Source organism: Granulicella sibirica, assembly GCF_004115155.1.
In the GTDB taxonomy this organism is placed as follows: Bacteria; Acidobacteriota; Terriglobia; order Terriglobales; family Acidobacteriaceae; genus Edaphobacter; species Edaphobacter sibiricus.
Window position 1 is genome coordinate 317,522 of the sequence record NZ_RDSM01000002.1, and the last position, 15,968, is coordinate 333,489.

The following is a 15,968-nucleotide window of genomic DNA, read 5'->3' on the forward strand; positions in this document are numbered from 1 at the left end:
ATCAGGACGCGTAGTACCGTCCATCCCGTATCGTCAACTCCACGTTCGTCTGGAAGAGCTCCGAAAGCGTCTCCGCCTTCAGGAGCTCTTCCTTTGGTCCGTCCCCGACGATCCGGCCATCCTTCATTAGCAGGATTCGGCCGATCTCCGGGATGATATCCGGTAAGTGGTGCGTAATCAACAGGATCGTCGTGCCCTGCCTTGCCAGCACCCTCATCAGCTCATGCAGATCCTTCTGCGCCGCAAGATCGAGCGCATTGGATGGCTCATCCAGTAGAAGCGTTCCCGCCGACCCGGCCAGAGCACGCCCAATCATCACGCGTCTCTGTTGCCCTGCCGACATAGCTCCCACATATTTGCCCGCGATACTGGTCGCCCCAACGAGCTCGAGAACCTCGTCCGCCCGCGCCGCCATCTCCGGAGTGACTTTGAGATTCGGCCAAAGCGTCGAACTCGAGAAGAATCCCGTCAACACCGCATCTCGCCCGGTCGTCGACAGCATGGGTTTTCCCGGCAACTCCGCTGAAACCACGCCCAATCTCTTCTTCAACTCCGTAAGGTCCCACCGCTCCCGCCCGAAGATCGTAACGCTCGTCCCCTCCTGAACCAGCGGGTAGCACTCACACGTCAACGTCTTGATAAGCGTCGACTTCCCACACCCATTCGGACCAAGAAGCGCAATGTGCTCCCCCGGATACACCGAGAGGTTCAGATCATGAAGTACAGTGGTCGGACCACGCGCAACGTTCACGCGCCGCAAATCAACAAAAGGCGTCCCCTCAACTCCCACCAGCAGCATCCTCCAAGAATAGCCGAGAGACGCCGAGGGAAGCTAAGCCTTGCTTGCCGTTTTGCCACAATGGGAAAGCTCTGAATGTGTTTCTTCTCGTGCTGATGGACGCGGGTGTGAAAACATACTGTCAAAGAGATAAAGTAGGTACCTTGTGAAGGAACATCATTTAGTTACTATTGACTGGTGACCTTTAGCATCCTATCGAGCGGAGAGTGGGTTGCGAGTCGGATTACCTAGGCCAAAATCAGAGATGGTCTTTCCCGGTGCCTTAATGCAACAACGTATTTTGGCGATGCCGCATGTCACATTTCCGCGCCCCCGCAGCATCCCATCGGTCTGGTCTTTACTCGTGAACACCGCAAGCGGCCTAGTCTGCATTGGCGCTGCCATTACATTGCTGGGCTGGATCCAATCGCGGGATACCTTGGCTCAGATCGCCTCCGGTCATGGCCCTATGCGCTGGACGACTGCCTTGTCTATCCTTTTGCTCGGTCTGGCGATGCTTCTTAAGCGGAATCCGGAAACCGGAGGGGCTGCGGTAACTATCGCGGATATTCTTACTCTTCTCGCCGTAACCCTAGCCGGCATTAGCATGATTGAGTATGTAACCGGCCCACTGCCCCTGTACGAGCAATGGAACATGGCCAATATCGCCTCTGCCAGGCCGGGAAGCATTCCGGGCAGGATGTCCGTCGGCACAATTCTAGGCGTCACAATGTTGTCCGTCTGCCTCTTCGCACTTGATCGTGTTCCAAAACTCTGCACAGCTCTTCTGTCGTTTGGCATCATGCTCGCGCTCGCAGCTGTCTGTGGTTTTCTTTACAAAGCCCGCCAACTTGCGGGGGGCCGAATCCTGGACGCGATGTCGGTGCAGACCGCAATCTCCCTTCTCGCTCTCTACTCCGCAGCCTTTGCTTCACGACCTCTTCGCGAACCGATGCTCTCCCTCTTCGCTCCTGAACTCGGAGCGGAAGCTCGCATGGAACTCCTGATCGGCACTTGGGCGCTTCCGATTCTCATCGGTCTCATGGTCAAGCTCGGCTATCAGCGCGAGTGGTACGAAGTCCCGTTTGCGCTCGGACTCTTCGCTGTCGCTGTCGTCTCACTGCAGACCTTCCTCATCTGGCGCAGCGACTTTGCCCTTACCCGCCTGACGCGAAATAAACAGAAGCTCGAAGAGGTACTCCGAAAGAACGAAAAGCTTGCTGTCGCAGGTCGCCTCGCTGCCAGTATCTCTCACGAGATCAACAATCCGCTGGAGGCGATATCAAACTTGTTGTTTCTGATCCGGACGAGCGATGGACTCGAGGAACAGCACCGCTACGCCGATATGGCTACCGAAGAGCTGCGGCGAGTTTCGCAGATTACCACACAGACGCTGAGCTTCTATCGCGAGAGTACTCGCCCGGAACTGGCCGAAATCGTTCCGATCCTGGAATCCTCCGTTCAGTTGCTTCGGGGAAAGATCAAGTCTCTCGGCCTCCAGGTTGTGGAGGAATACACCGAACCGATTCCGCAGTTGGTTTGCTCTCCAGGCGAACTGCGCCAAGTTGTCGTGAATCTGATTTCAAACGCTCTCGACGCAACACCGCGCGACGGTCGCATCGTTGTCCGCGCGAGCCGTTCTCGCTCTTGGACGCGTGCGGGCACGAATGTGGTCCGGATCGCCATCGCCGATAGCGGAAGCGGCATGCCGCCCGAAGTACTGGCCCGCGTCTTTGAACCCTTTTACACGACCAAGGAGAAGACCGGAAATGGTCTTGGCCTGTGGGTCGCTGCCGACCTGGTCGAAAAGCAAGGCGGATGGATGAAGGTAAGAAGTATCACGTATGGGAGACACAAAGGTACGACCTTCGCGATCGTTTTGCCTCTAATCGAGGCCGGCTCTGATTTCTCTACGCCGTAGACTCCCGTCGGGTTTAGCGTAGGCTGGCACCAGATTCTGACGTTTTTTGTAGAAGTAAGGCTGCAGGAAGCTATATTCCTCGGCGGCCGGTCAAGTCGGTGGTTTGGAGCCGTGGTATCGCACAAAAGTAGCATCCGGTGATACCAAAGACCTCCGAGGAAGTTTCGAATCATCTTTATACTGATCCGAGCGAGGCTGCTGAGATGGCAGAGCAGCACGGGTCGACCGTTGTCTTGAAAGATTTTCTTACGCGCCGCATTCCACCGGTCCTTCGACTGGCTCGACTCGCTGTGTGCCTCGCCTGCCTCGCTGTTACCGCGCAACTTTTGAACCGGCAGAGCGTTGCCATGACCGGCGTTTCGCTCGTCTGGCTTTCAAACGGCTTTCTGATCGGCGTTCTCCTTGCATCGCGGCGTCCGCAGTGGCCCGCCTTTATTCTGCTTGGTCTATTTGTCGACGTCATGGTGAATATGGTCCTCGGCGATCCGCCTGGGCCAGCCCTCTATTTCGGGTTGTGCAATATGGTCGAGGTGGCACTCGGCGCCTTACTCATGTATCGCTTCGTCGCGGAGGATCCTGATCTGACTCAAGTAAGGCAGCTAGGCAGCCTTATGTTCGGCGCTCTATTCGCGTCATCTGTGGCCTCGGCTCTAGCGTCTACCTATATCAGCTTCCACGGCGGTCGCCCTTTCACACATTCCTTTCGGTTCTGGTTCGCCGCCGACGTGCTCGGAATCGCAACTATGACCCCGCTCTACATCTCATTCCACTTCCGGAAGCAGTTTTCGCGCAGATCCCCGCCAGAAACCATTCTGCTGTTTACCCTGCTCTGTGTCGTTGCACTCGGAGTATTTCGCATGACGAATTACCCGATGCTCTGGTTTGTCCTTCTCTTTCTCCTTCTGCTCGGCGTCCGTCTTGGCTTTACTGCTTCAGCTGCTGGCCTCCTGGCGGTTACCTTTATCGGAGGCTACCTCACCACCGAAGGTTTCGGTCCCCTTGGCCGGACCTTCATCGGTCCTCTCGAAGCACCTGTGCTCATATTTCAGACATTCGTTGCACTCTCGATGGTTGCGCTCTATACGACCGAAGCTGCCATGTCGGTCAATCAGCGTGTGATGAGCAAACTGTCCGCAAGCGAGAGCCGATTCCGCTCTCTCGCGGAGGCATCTCGGGACGTCATTGTGTTGACCGATATCCAGGGACGCCGTAAATATGTCTCGCCCGCTGTTACGGAGATGCTCGGCTGGCTGCCGGACGAACTCGTTGGACGGAACGATCTATCGACCGTCCATTCCGACGACGTCCCAAAGATGATCGAGATGGTAAGGGCGCTCCGAAATGGGGACCAGCCTTCACCCCTCGCGTACCAGGCGCTGAAGAAGGACGGCGAGTATCGCTGGCTTGAAAGCAACTCGCGCCTGCTCCTCGACGACGACACTGGCGAACCGAGCGGTTTTGTCTTTGTCGTTCGGGACATCTCGGATAGGCGTGCCGCCGAGGAAAAGATGCAGGAAGCTTTCCGTGCAGTGGAGCTACAGGCCATGCGCGACGGCCTCACTGGGGTTGCCAATCGCCGGCTTCTCGACCAGACCCTCCGATCGAACTGGCAGCGGGGAGCCCGGGACCACACTCCGCTTTCCCTTCTGCTCATCGACGTCGACCAGTTCAAGGCTTACAACGATCTCTACGGACATCTCGCCGGCGATGAGTGCCTGCGTAGAATAGCGGAGGCCATCCAGACGGTCCTCCGCCGTCCGCAGGATCTTCTCGCTCGCTACGGCGGCGAGGAGTTTGTTGCAGTCCTTCCAAGCACATCGGGCCCGGGAGCCGAACTGATCTCGGAGATCTTCCGGAAGACCATTGAAGATCTGGCAATCGCCCACGACGTGAGCCCCCACGGCGTAGTCACCGTGAGCCTCGGCTGTGCCACCGTGATCCCTAGTATCGATAAAGGTGAGAACAGCCTGATCCAGTCCGCTGACGCCGCTCTCTATCGCGCCAAGACGACCGGGCGCAATCGCACCCGCGTCGCTGGCGACGAGTTTGTCATCAACTAACTTTCACTATTAGCGCATGTTGTCGAGCAGCGAGCCTACAATTCCCCCGACTACTCCGCCTTCGACCCGATCCCTTTGCCGCTCCGCCGAAGGCATGTACTCCTGTAGTTGGTGTGCCAGCTTCGAGATCGGTAGTGTCTGAAGCCATACCCGTCCCGGTCCGGTTAGTGCGGCGAGAAAAAGTCCGTCGCCTCCGAAGATCATGTTTTTTATGCCTGGCACCCGTGTTATCTGGAAGGACACCGACGACTGAAACGCTCCAACGTGGCCCGGATGCACTCGCAGAGTCTCGCCTGGCCGAAGGTCTTTGATAATCAACTCACCCGACAACTCGAGCCAGGCTGTCCCATACCCCGAGATCTTTTGTAGCAAAAATCCATCCCCGCCGAAGATTCCCGCTCCAAGAGACTGTTGAAAGCCAACACCAATCTGGATCTGGTCCGTAGCGCATAGAAAGCCATGACGATGCACCAGGAATTCGTGACCCGGCGATACTTCGATCGGCACGATGTGTCCCGGCACCTTCGTCGCGAATGCAACCTCGCCCGGAGCGCCAATCGCCCGGTACTCTGTCATGAAGATCGTGCCTCCGCCGGCCACGCGCTTGATAACCCCGAAGAACCCGCCGCCTCCACCCATCTGGGTGTGCGTCGTCATCTGGATCGACTGCGTCATCCATGAAAGCTCCCCAGCCTCCGAGATAAGGGCATCATTGCCCGACAACGCGACCTCAAGGACGGGCATAGTGGTTCCGACAATCCGGCTCTGCATGGCTACTCCTGGGCGGTCCAGCCGCCTCATCCATCCATACGCACGCAACTGTCCTGCGGTTCCAGCCTGCGCAACCGAAGTATAACCGCCCTAACGGCTCGCGCGAGGCTCCCCGGACCAGACGGGAGACGTCAGCTCTACTCGCCACACGGGACCGCCTTCATAGAATTGTGCCTCGACCTTGACGATTGCCGGAGCCTCGCTCTGCATTACCCAGACGTGAGCATCTTCTGGCTGCTTCCCGATCAGCGGAGCCACCATACCTGTCAACCCGCCAAGCTCCGGATGCAGCCTATAGTTGACCGCCTTCCGCTTCACGCCAGCGGCAGTGAAGGCATCTTCTCCTTCCGGTGTGATCGAAAGATGAATCAGCCGTCCCTTGCCGGTTGGCGCAACATACGCAATCTTCGTCTCGGGGGTCGTCGGCAGGATATTCGCAACGACCGCGAACTGCAGCCCGTTGTATGTATCCGGAGGTAGATCGATATGCTCGACCGAGGTCTTTCCCGCGTCGTCCCGCATCGTCACAGTGCCATTGTGTTGGATCAGTACGTCCATTGGCTTTGGGTAAGCAGGTCCCTTCTGCACATGGCGATCGCTGATCAGCCGAAGGATCTTATGCTGGCTGAACACCGTCGTCTCATCGTCGAGCGATCCATCGCGAAAGTGAAACGTAAGACGGCTTGTCACACGGTCCCCATCCGAGACCTGGATCAGGTCGCCCGAGGCCAGGGTCTCCCCATTCATCGATCGCAATGTCAGAAACGCATGATGGGTCCCTTCCAGGTGTCGTGCCGGAACAACCTCGCCCGGTAACACTTGGGCACAAAGAACGAGGAGCGGGAGGAAAGAGATCGGAAGTGGTTTGATGAAAGGCTCCGCGGAGAGGGATCGATCAGGTTCTACAGGTCAAACGCGAAAGCGCCAGCAAGGTTGTGGTCTAACTCTTCCCCGTATGATGCGATCCAAACGTAACCCGCCCGAGCACTTCCATGATTCGCACCGCCGCCTTCATCGAAGCTCGCAGATCACCAGAGACCTTGCTCGTCCCGCCGATCCTTTTCCGATAGTCCACCGGAATCTCGCGAATCCTCAGGCCCTTCTGGATCGCCCGGATCTGCATCTCGAGGTTCCACCCGTAGGTAAGCTCCGCCATCCCGAGGCTCTCGAGCGATGTTCTCCGGATCGCCCGAAACGGCCCCATGTCCGTATACCGAAACCCGGATGTCAGTTTCACCAGAGTGCCTACCAGATGCCCCGCGAAGACCTGCGACCCAAGCATCGACCCTGGCTCCCGTTTGCCCTTCAGCCGGGTTCCCAGCACAAAATCCGCCTCATCCCGCTCTATCGGAGCCAGCAAGGCAGGCAGGCCAGCGATCACGTCTGACCCATCCCCGTCCATATAGACCAGAATGTCCGACCCCGGGAGAGCCGCGTTTGATCCCGCCAGGCAGGCGGCACCGTATCCTCGGGGCGATGAGATTACCCGGGCCCCGGCCTTTGCCGCGATCTCTCCGGTCCCATCCGTCGAACCGTTATCCACCACGATGCATTCGGCGATGAGATCCCATGGCATCTCCCCGACAACATGTCCGATGGACTCATGCTCATTCAGCGCCGGAATAATGATCGAAACTTGTGCCATCGAGGAAGCTTATAGACTCCATCGCAGGCCGCAGTTTGAGCAAGCCGGCGGAGGCGCGCTCGTCAGCAGCCCCTCGCGAAACCTCTGGTATTCCTCGCCGTTCCAGATGTCGCGCAGGCTGCTCTGCGTCGCATCCCCAAGGGTGAAGGCTCCATATCCCTTCATTGAAAACGGCGCTATACAGCATGGAAGCACGCGCCCGTTCGCCGTGATGTACATCAGCGACCACGGACGACGGCAAAGGCTCCACGGAGCGTCGTTCTGCTGCATCCGGATCGACTCACCCGGATCCACCGCGCCCGAAGCTGAGAACATTACGCCTAACTCCGCAGCCACATCCTCCGCTTCCTTGATCAGGGCTTCTTCCGCCGCAGTCGTATGTTCAAACAGGGCCGACTCCGCCCTTGCCAGTCCATTTGAACCCTCGTCGAAGAAGACCAGCCTCTGGAGATAGACTTCGGTGACCCCAACCTCATGCGCCAGCCGCACAAAGTTCGGAAGCTGGTCGACCGTCTCCCGCAGACCGGTCAGCCAGAGCGAGACCCGGGGCTTCGGCGCATTCATCTGCTTTTGCAGCGTCGTGAAGTTCTTCACGTTCTTCACGATCTTGTCGAAGAAGTCCTTCCCGCGCACCATCTGATACACCTCGGACTCCGCAGCGTCGAGCGACACGCGCAACTCATCGAGGCCGGCCTCGATGAGCGCCCGCCCATTCGTGTCGTTCAGCAGCGTGCCGTTCGTGTTGAACAGCACATAGATTCCGCGATCCTTCAGGTACTTCACCCTCTGCGCGATATCCTTCACCAGCATCGGCTCGCCTATGCCGTGTAATACCACGCGGGCAATCTTCGGATATTGGTCGATCAGCGACGTAAACATATCCCAGGGCATATCCGCCTCGGGCTCGAGCTCCTCATACGTCCTGGGACAAGTCACGCATAGCAGGTTGCACCGGTTCGTCGTCTCAAGATAAAGACACACCGGCTCCTGCTCCGCCACGCCGGTCAGCTCAGACTGCGACCCAGGTTTCTGAAAATACTTCCGCATCGCATTCTTCTCCTCCTCCGCTTTTTGCGCAGCAGGGGAGAGCGTCTCGCTCGTGTTCTCGTCCGACAGATCGGAGGGAGGAAGAATTGGAAGAAGTGTGCTCATAGGGAGGGCTCCGGGTGCATCGGGAAATCCTGGATCGTGTTGTTCGGATCCTGCATCGCGTCTTTCAAGGCGCCATGATCAGCCCTGACGGGTGTAGCCAGAAAGTTCGCTCTGTACGTAGGCCACGCTTTCAGCCCAAGATGAACAAAAGACGCGAGCAACGTCACGCCGTAGAGACGTTGGTTGAGTAGGAACATCTTTGGTCCGGGGTCCGCCAGCCACGTCGTATAGCCGTAGAAGAACCCCATAAGATAGGTTGCCATGGGAACGGTCGGCTGGAGACAGAAAAATGGAAACAGCCATGCGATGTACCACGCATAATGCGGTGAGAACAGAAACATGAGTGCCGCTGCGAGAGCAAAAGCCGGTCCGAGAAAGGAAGCCTCACCCGAGACGAAGTCGGCTGAGGTAATGCGGAAAGCGCCACTCCCTCCGGAATGGATCGCCTGCGACGAGGGCTCCGGCTGCCTACAGCAAGTGTTCCAGGCCCAAAGCGAGATCAGCGCAAACACCGCCGCTGCAAAGATCATGAAGGCCAGCGGCGGCAGATTATGCAGCCCGGGCAATCCCTGGCCCCACTCAAGCAGAAAATATCGCGCTCCCGTCTCGATCCCTTCTTCCTTTGCATACCCGCCAAGGAAGCCGAACACCAGCATCCCTACGCTCGAGTAGCATGCATACCCTAAGACGATCACCGCAGTCATCGTCACCGGCATCTTCCAATCGCCGCGCCGGTAGAGCGCAGGAAACAGGACGAGCGGGTACATCTTTGTGATCACCGCCAGCCCAAGAAACAGTCCCGTCAGCATCGGCCGCATGCGGAACCGGAACAGTATCGCGAGAACGATCAACGTGCAGGCCACGGCATCCAGGTGACCGTTCCCGCCGATCTCCCAGATGAGCAGTGGAGACCACCAGTAGAGGAGTACTTGTTCGCGCCGGTACCCAAGGTGCTTCAGGATCTTGACGAGTCCCCACACTGTTAGCCCTTCGCAGAGCACCATGAAGGTCTTCATACAGGTTGCGGACGCGCCGAAGAACGTGACGAGATAGAAGTAAGCCTGCGCTGCCGGAGGATAGATGGTGTGTGCGTATTCTCGCCTATTGATCAACGCATACACATCGCTGTTAGGTTCCCGCAGCGGCATTAGCGCGACATCACCCGGAACATAGCGGAAAGGATTGATGTGCGCGTGCTGTACAACTCCGTCCCAGACATATCGGTAGATATCCGAGGAAAAGATCGGATCGCCAAAGATCGCCACGAGTCGGCAACCCGCGCCCACAGCCAGGATGATGGGGAACGTAAACCGGTCGACAGGACGCGTCATTGCCAGCCAGCAGGAGGCAAGAAACAAGACGGCCATCGAAGACGAGCAGCCTGAGTATCCGATCCAGAAGTTATCGAACTCGAACCACGTCTGCCGCGTGAAGCTGAAGAGTGCGATGCCGACCAGCAGGAGCGCAATGTTTGTGTGCCACGGGCGTGCGTGGGACCAGTGCTTTGGGGCTGGGGTTGCTGTCACCGCACCGGCTCCTCAAGCTCTGCCGCGATTGTCTGCTGTGCCGCGAGATCGTCCGCGCTTCGCAAATCCCTCAGGAACTCGCGGGTATGCGAAGCCGCATATCCCGGGATTGATGTAAACGCCGGAGGCGTGTCTTCGAGCAGTTCCAAGCCAAGGATGGCAAGCGTTGCGCCATCGTCGACGTCGTACCAAGTAGGCAACAAGACAAGTTCGAGTCCGGCTCCTTTGACGCGTTCGCACGTCTCCTCACAGACGGTCGAGGTCGACCACGTGATCCTCTCGAACGGCTCGGGATGAGCCTTCTTCAACCCAATCAGGTAATATCCGCCATCGTGCGACGGGCCGAGCACAACTCTGTCTCCAGGCTTTGCTAACTCTGCCACAGCCTGCTCGAACGCCGCCGCGGGAACTGTGGGTGAATCCGAATCGATCAGGCAGACCGCGCCATATCCGCAGGCGAGGATGTCTTCGGCGGCGGCAAGCAGCCTCTCTCCGAACGCATCACCCCGCTGCGCGATAAGCGCGAACGAAGGCGGGAGAATGCCTTCAAACAGGCTCTCGTCGCCAACTGGCGTGTAGGAGATCAATCCTGCGGCTGCACCCTGAGCCGCAACCGTAGCGATGTTCTCCGTGGTGTCCTTGAGGAAGCAGACGTTCAGTGCCGCGGACTGCGCGAGCGTCAGCGGAGGCGAGAGGCGCGTCTTCACCTTGCCTGGTCTGGGAGCTTTGGCCATGACGGCCAGGGCGCACTGAGCTTTCCGCTCGCTCGTTGCGGTCGAGTGATCGTCATCAGATTTCAGGATCGTGTAAGGCATGAACTCCTAGGCGACGCTGTGTTCGCGGACTCTGTCAGCGGTTTCGGAGCCTGCATTCGGGCTCTTCTGGCATACGGCGTACTGATACCAGCCGTCGTATTGCAGATCGACGGATTCCCAGGGCTGTGAGTGGATGAGGGAGGAGAACTCGGGGCGGGGCATTACGTATGCCTGGAGTGGTTCGCGGTAGCTTGCTCCAGGGCTTGAGGTGAGCTTCGAGAGAAGCCACATGCAACTTAGCGGAATGCGGGTGCGGAAGCCAGAGGTTGGTTCGGCGATAAAACATCGGCCACCGGGACGGAGTACGCGATGGATCTCGGAGAGGACTGCTTCGCGTCCAGGAACGATGAGGAAGAGGCGCGAAACTACGATCGCGTCGACGTTGCCGATCGAGGCTGGAAGGGCGCAGGCATCGCCTACGCGGAAGTCGGCGTTTACCAGACGGCGCTTCGCGGCTCTCAGCTTCGCTCTCAGGAGCAAAGGCTCCGAGAGGTCAATTCCTGTTGTCTGGACCTGGGGGAACTCGGTTGCGAGTCGGCAGGAGTAGAAGCCTGGTCCGCAGCCTAGTTCGACAACGTGTGTTCCTGGTGCTGGTTCGGCGGAAGGGAAGAGCGATCCTGCGATTTCGTCCGTGTGGTCTCGGAAGAGGTACTCGCGACACAGGGCGTAGAACCATGCGCACCGTTCAAAGAGACTGTCTGGCTGCGGTTGTGCGAACTCCTCGCCGGACATCTCGGTATCGACTGTGCTCATGAGTCCCTTGTTTAATTGTGCTGCTCGCACTCATGATAGCGGACGTCGTTCGCTGGAGAGTGCCTTTTTTCTCCTGAGGGGTGTTCCTCTACGGATAACCAGAAACTCTTTTTGATGCCATGCGATATCTAAAATTTGGGCGCGAGAGACGTGGCCTGCAGCTTTACGAGCTCGTCCTGGCGGAGCTTCGGAGGGCCGAGGACAGCGATCTTTGGCAGGGGGCCGCGGACCATTGTCACCTCGTCGCAGGCGTAGAGGCGCGGGCAGTTCTGGCAATCCTTGTAGATCTTGTCGGGAATCGAGGTCCGGTCGGCTACGCGGAAGCCGAAGTGGAAGAAAAAGTCGGGGATGCGGGTGAAGAGGCAGACCGCGACGACGCCCTGCTCTTCGGCTTCTTCGAGTAATGCGCGGAGGAGACGGCCGCCTGCTCCCTGGCCCTTTGCCTCGGGCTTTACGACGATGGAGCGGACTTCGGCCAGATGTGGTCCGTAGAGATGCAGGGCTCCGCAGCCGAGAAAGACTCCGGATTCGGACTCGGCGACGGCGAAGTCGCGGACGTTTTCGCAGATTTCGGCGTAGTTGCGACGCAAGAGCGTACCGTCGTGCGAGAGGGAGTTGACCAGTTCGAAGATGTTCACCGCATCCTGGAGCTTCGCCTTGCGCACGGTCGCGCCGCCGACGCGGGGCCGCGACGACGAGGTCGAGTCACTCACGGGCTGCAGTTGCGTGAACGATGCCATCGGACTAGTTTATTCCTTCCAGCCGCGCCCTTGCAGCCTGAACCGCCTCAGTTACCCGATTTCGGGCGGTACCGCCGATTACGTCGTGGCAGTCGAGGGTCGCCTCGAGGGTGATGGAGGCATAGAAGTCCTCGCCGAACTCATCTCCGAAGGCCTTCAGCTCGTCGAGTGTGAGTTGTCCGAGTTCGCGACCGGTTTCCAGACCGAAGCGAACGGCGTTTCCGATCTTCTCGTGCGCCTTGCGGAAGGGGACGCCTTTGTTCGAGAGATAGGTTGCGGCGGCCATGGCGTTCAGATAGCCGGAGTCGGCTGCCGTCTTCATGCGGTCGGCGCGGAATTTCAGGGCACGGGTGAAGTCGGGAAGAACGGAGAGCATGCCGGCGAGCGTGTCGGCAGCGTCGAAGACGGGTTCCTGGCCTTCCTGGAGGTCCTTGTTGTAAGCGAGGGGCAGGCCCTTGATGAGCATCGCTAATGCGGTCGCGGAGCCGACCAAGCGAGCGGACTTTCCGCGGATCAACTCGGTCAGATCGGGGTTCTTCTTCTGGGGCATGGCGCTTGAGCCGGTGGAGAAGGCTTCGGGTAGGTCGAGGAAGCCGAACTCGGCGGTGGCGTGAAGGGTCAGCTCTTCGGCGAAGCGGGAGATGTGGAGACCGAGAACGGTTGCGGCTTGCGTGAACTCGAGGGCGAAGTCGCGGTCGGAGGTGGCGTCCATGCTGTTGGGCGTTGGTGCGTCGAAGCCTAGTTCGCGGGCCGCGATGGTGCGGTCGAGGGCGAGGGTTGCTCCTGCGATGGCTCCGGAACCAAGCGGGCAGAGATTCATGCGCTTGCGGGCGTCGCGGAAGCGGCTTGCGTCGCGTTCGAGCATGCTGACGTAGGCGAGAAGCCAGTGGGCGATGAGGACGGGTTCGGCGCGCTGGAGGTGCGTGTAGGACGGCATGACGGATTCGCCGGACTGCTCGGCGAGGGCTACGAGGGCTGAGATCCAGTGGTGCAGGCCTTCGAGGGTTGCGTCGATCGCGTCGCGGACGAAGAGGCGCATGTCGGTTGCGATCTGCTCGTTGCGGCTGCGTCCGGTATGGAGTTTCAGGGCGAGATTGCCGACGAACTTCGTGAGCTGGAGTTCGGTGAAGTGGTGGATGTCTTCGGCTTCCGGAGCGGAGGCGACCACCTTCGGGCCGTCGAGTTCGATTTCGGCGAGGACGCGGTCGAGGCCTTCGAGCATCGTTTGCAGTTCGGTGGAGTCGAGGATGCCGGCGGCAGCGATCGCGTGGGCGTGCGCTTTCGAGGCGGCTACCTCCTGAGGGAGAAGACGCCAGTCGAAGGGGAACGAGCGCTGCCACTCTTCGAAGCGCTTGTTCAGCGGTTCGCCGAAGCGACCGGACCACATCTTTGTTGCATTCTCTTGCGACATCTTCTTAGCTCCAGTTGCTGCGCCATGCGAGGGATACCCCCCTCCCCACTGACGGGGTGTAAGTTGTTTCTTTTCATGCGGTTGCGTGGGTTCTTGTGCTGTAAATATAAGATAACAAAGGGGTTACATGCTAAATATCAGTAAGAAAAAGGGTTATGGGTAAAAGACGCGATTGCCTTTCAACATGACAACCATGGGGCAAGTGCAAGGCCTCCTTGCCTTGGCGTTTCTTATTCCTCTGCTTTAATTGTAGAGGACTCACCATAACTAAAAGGACACCGACTTTTCCGTTTTGAATCAATGGGATAGGCCATTTTGGGGCTTGACAAAATTTTTGGGTGAACTCGTTGTTTGAGAGACAACTGCAAACGCAGATTCCCTTCGGGAATGACAGCAAGAAAGGCAAGGGCAAAGGCAAGGGCGAAGGCAGACGCAGATTCCCTTCGGGAATGACAACAAGAAAGGCAAAGGCACGAGCGAAGGGCGAAGGCAGACGCGGGTTCCTTTGGGAATGACAACACGAGACGTGAGGGCAACGATATGACTCTAGCTGGGTAGGAGTTCTTCCCAGGTTGGGTTTACGGATTCGATGAGAGCAATCTTCTGCGCGCGGGTCCAGTGCTTAAGTTCTTTCTCGCGAGCGATTGCGTTGACGACATATTGGTAGAACTCGTAATACACGACGCGCCCTACCTTGTATCGGGCGGTGTGGGTTCCTGGCTCTCGTTCGCGATGTTGTGCAGCTCGGCTCCGGAGGTTGGTGGTGACGCCGATGTAGAGGGTGTGCGAGCGGTTGGAGAGGATGTAGACCCAGAAGTGATACTCTCGGCTCGCCATGGCTGGAGAGTATCACCTGGGTGGACGGGTTCGTGGCGAAAGGAAAGGCAAAACAAACGCAGATTCCCTTCGGGAATGACAACAAGAAAGACAAGGGCAAAGGCGAAGGCAGACGCGGGTTCCCTTCGGGAATGACAGCAAGAAAGGCCAAAGCAACGACATGAGCCGAGGAGCGTTAGTTTTCTTTTGTGGCGCTATTGAGCTGGGGCATCTCGGTGCCTTTGCTTAGGGTGAGGAGGCCGGTCTGGGCGTAGGTTAAGAGCTTGGCGCGGGTGTCGGTGATGTCGAGGTTGCGCATGGTGAGCTGGCCGATGCGGTCGCGGGGGGAGAAGGTGGATTCGCCCTTTTCCATGGTGAGGCGCTCGGGCTGGAAGGTGAGGTTGGGTGAGTCGGTGTTGAGGATGGAGTAGTCGTTGCCGCGACGGAGTTCGAGGGTGACGGAGCCGGTTACGGGCTTGGCGACCCAGCGCTGGGCGGCTTCGCGGAGCATGATGGCCTGGGGGTCGAACCAGCGGCCCTGGTAGACGAGACGGCCCAGCTTGCGTCCGCTGTCGCGGTACTGCTCGATGGTGTCCTCGTTGTGGATGCCGGTGATGAGGCGCTCGTAGGCGATGAACAGGAGGGCGAGGCCGGGGGACTCGTAGATGCCGCGGCTCTTGGCTTCGATGATGCGGTTTTCAATCTGGTCGCTCATGCCGAGGCCGTGACGGCCACCGATGCGGTTGGCTTCTAACATCAGTTCGACGGGGTCGGGGTATTCCGTTCCGTTGAGGGCGACGGGGAAGCCTTCTTCGAAGCGAATGGTGATTTCTTCGCGCTTGACCTCGACGTCATCCTTCCAAAAGGCAGTGCCCATGATGGGGACGACGATCTTCATGCTGCTGGTGAGGAGTTCGAGGTCCTTGGCTTCGTGGGTTGCGCCGAGGATGTTGGAGTCGGTGGAGTAGGCTTTTTCGGCGGACATCTTGTAGCCGAAGCCTGCCTTCGTCATGAAGGCGGACATCTCGGCGCGACCGCCTAGCTCGTCGATGAAGGCGGCGTCGAGCCAGGGCTTGTAGACCTTGAGGTCGGGGTTGACGAGGAGGCCGTAGCGGTAGAAGCGCTCGATGTCGTTGCCCTTGAAGGTTGAGCCGTCTCCCCAGATGTTGACGTCGTCTTCCTTCATGGCGGTGACGAGCATGGTGCCGGTGACGGCGCGGCCGATGGGGGTGGTGTTGAAGTAGGTGACGCCGGCGGTGGTGATGTGGAAGGCGCCGGACTGGAGGGCGGCGATGCCTTCTCGGACGAGAGGGCCGCGGCAGTCGATGAGTCGGGCTTTTTCGGCTCCGTACTCGATGGCCTTGCGGGGGATCTCGTCGTAGTCGGCTTCGTCGGGCTGGCCGAGGTTGGCGGTGTAGGCGTAGGGGATGGCACCCTTCTGCTTCATCCAGTGGAGGGCGGCGGAGGTGTCGAGGCCGCCGGAGAAGGCTATGCCTACTTTTTGGTTGAGGGGTAGGGATTCTAGGATTACGGACATAGAACAAGGACCTCTTGATTCAGTGAAAGGATCGACGAATAAC

14 protein-coding genes are annotated in these 15,968 nt (G+C 58.7%); 2 read left to right on the plus strand and 12 right to left on the minus strand.

Features of this window, described 5'->3' with window-relative positions:
* Position 1: 1 nt before the first annotated feature.
* Positions 2-790 carry an ABC transporter ATP-binding protein gene (locus GRAN_RS12255; RefSeq protein WP_241654534.1) on the minus strand — a complete coding sequence of 263 codons (789 nt, stop codon included), beginning with the start codon at positions 788-790 and terminating at the stop codon, positions 2-4.
* A gap of 475 nt (positions 791-1,265) precedes the next feature.
* Here GRAN_RS12255 and GRAN_RS12260 point away from each other — a divergent pair, with 475 nt between their 5' ends.
* Positions 1,266-2,699, plus strand: coding sequence for a sensor histidine kinase (locus GRAN_RS12260; protein ID WP_161570952.1), 1,434 nt, complete (start codon positions 1,266-1,268; stop codon positions 2,697-2,699).
* Between the two features lie 203 nt (positions 2,700-2,902).
* On the plus strand, positions 2,903-4,759 hold the full coding sequence (locus GRAN_RS12265) for a bifunctional diguanylate cyclase/phosphodiesterase (protein ID WP_128913334.1): 1,857 nt from the start codon (positions 2,903-2,905) through the stop codon (positions 4,757-4,759).
* A gap of 9 nt (positions 4,760-4,768) precedes the next feature.
* On the opposite strand, the gene GRAN_RS12270 is transcribed toward GRAN_RS12265, so the two are convergent.
* The 11 genes from GRAN_RS12270 to argG all read right to left on the minus strand — a co-directional run bounded on the left by GRAN_RS12270 (position 4,769) and on the right by argG (position 15,925).
* A complete protein-coding gene (locus tag GRAN_RS12270) occupies positions 4,769-5,530 on the minus strand; it encodes a TIGR00266 family protein (protein WP_128913335.1) in 762 nt (253 codons plus the stop codon).
* A gap of 90 nt (positions 5,531-5,620) precedes the next feature.
* Positions 5,621-6,277: a hypothetical protein gene (locus GRAN_RS12275; RefSeq protein ID WP_128913336.1), complete on the minus strand. Its 657-nt coding sequence runs from the start codon at positions 6,275-6,277 to the stop codon at positions 5,621-5,623.
* A 193-nt stretch (positions 6,278-6,470) separates the two neighbouring features.
* The gene (locus tag GRAN_RS12280) at positions 6,471-7,175 is read right to left on the minus strand and encodes a glycosyltransferase family 2 protein (protein WP_128913337.1); all 705 of its coding nucleotides are present in this window, start codon (positions 7,173-7,175) and stop codon (positions 6,471-6,473) included.
* Between the two features lie 9 nt (positions 7,176-7,184).
* Complete coding sequence (locus tag GRAN_RS12285) at positions 7,185-8,327, minus strand: radical SAM protein (protein ID WP_128913338.1); 1,143 nt, start codon at positions 8,325-8,327, stop codon at positions 7,185-7,187.
* Entirely contained in the window at positions 8,324-9,853 is a 1,530-nt protein-coding gene (locus GRAN_RS12290) for a glycosyltransferase family 87 protein (RefSeq protein ID WP_128913339.1), read from the minus strand. Before GRAN_RS12290 ends, GRAN_RS12285 begins: the two co-directional genes overlap by 4 nt.
* Positions 9,850-10,668, minus strand: coding sequence for a TIGR04282 family arsenosugar biosynthesis glycosyltransferase (locus tag GRAN_RS12295; RefSeq protein ID WP_128913340.1), 819 nt, complete (start codon positions 10,666-10,668; stop codon positions 9,850-9,852). The genes GRAN_RS12290 and GRAN_RS12295 overlap by 4 nt, the downstream gene beginning before the upstream one ends.
* Before the next feature lie 6 nt (positions 10,669-10,674).
* A complete protein-coding gene (locus tag GRAN_RS12300) occupies positions 10,675-11,421 on the minus strand; it encodes a class I SAM-dependent methyltransferase (protein WP_128913341.1) in 747 nt (248 codons plus the stop codon).
* Between the two features lie 128 nt (positions 11,422-11,549).
* Positions 11,550-12,161, minus strand: a complete 612-nt coding sequence (locus GRAN_RS12305; RefSeq protein ID WP_128913342.1) for a GNAT family N-acetyltransferase — start codon at positions 12,159-12,161, stop codon at positions 11,550-11,552.
* 4 nt (positions 12,162-12,165) lie between these two features.
* Positions 12,166-13,572, minus strand: a complete 1,407-nt coding sequence (argH, locus tag GRAN_RS12310) for an argininosuccinate lyase (RefSeq protein ID WP_128913343.1) — start codon at positions 13,570-13,572, stop codon at positions 12,166-12,168.
* 546 nt (positions 13,573-14,118) lie between these two features.
* Complete coding sequence (locus tag GRAN_RS12315; RefSeq protein ID WP_128913344.1) at positions 14,119-14,409, minus strand: GIY-YIG nuclease family protein; 291 nt, start codon at positions 14,407-14,409, stop codon at positions 14,119-14,121.
* Positions 14,410-14,584: 175 nt separating this feature from the next.
* Positions 14,585-15,925, minus strand: a complete 1,341-nt coding sequence (gene argG, locus GRAN_RS12320) for an argininosuccinate synthase (RefSeq protein WP_128913345.1) — start codon at positions 15,923-15,925, stop codon at positions 14,585-14,587.
* Positions 15,926-15,968 lie beyond the last annotated feature (43 nt).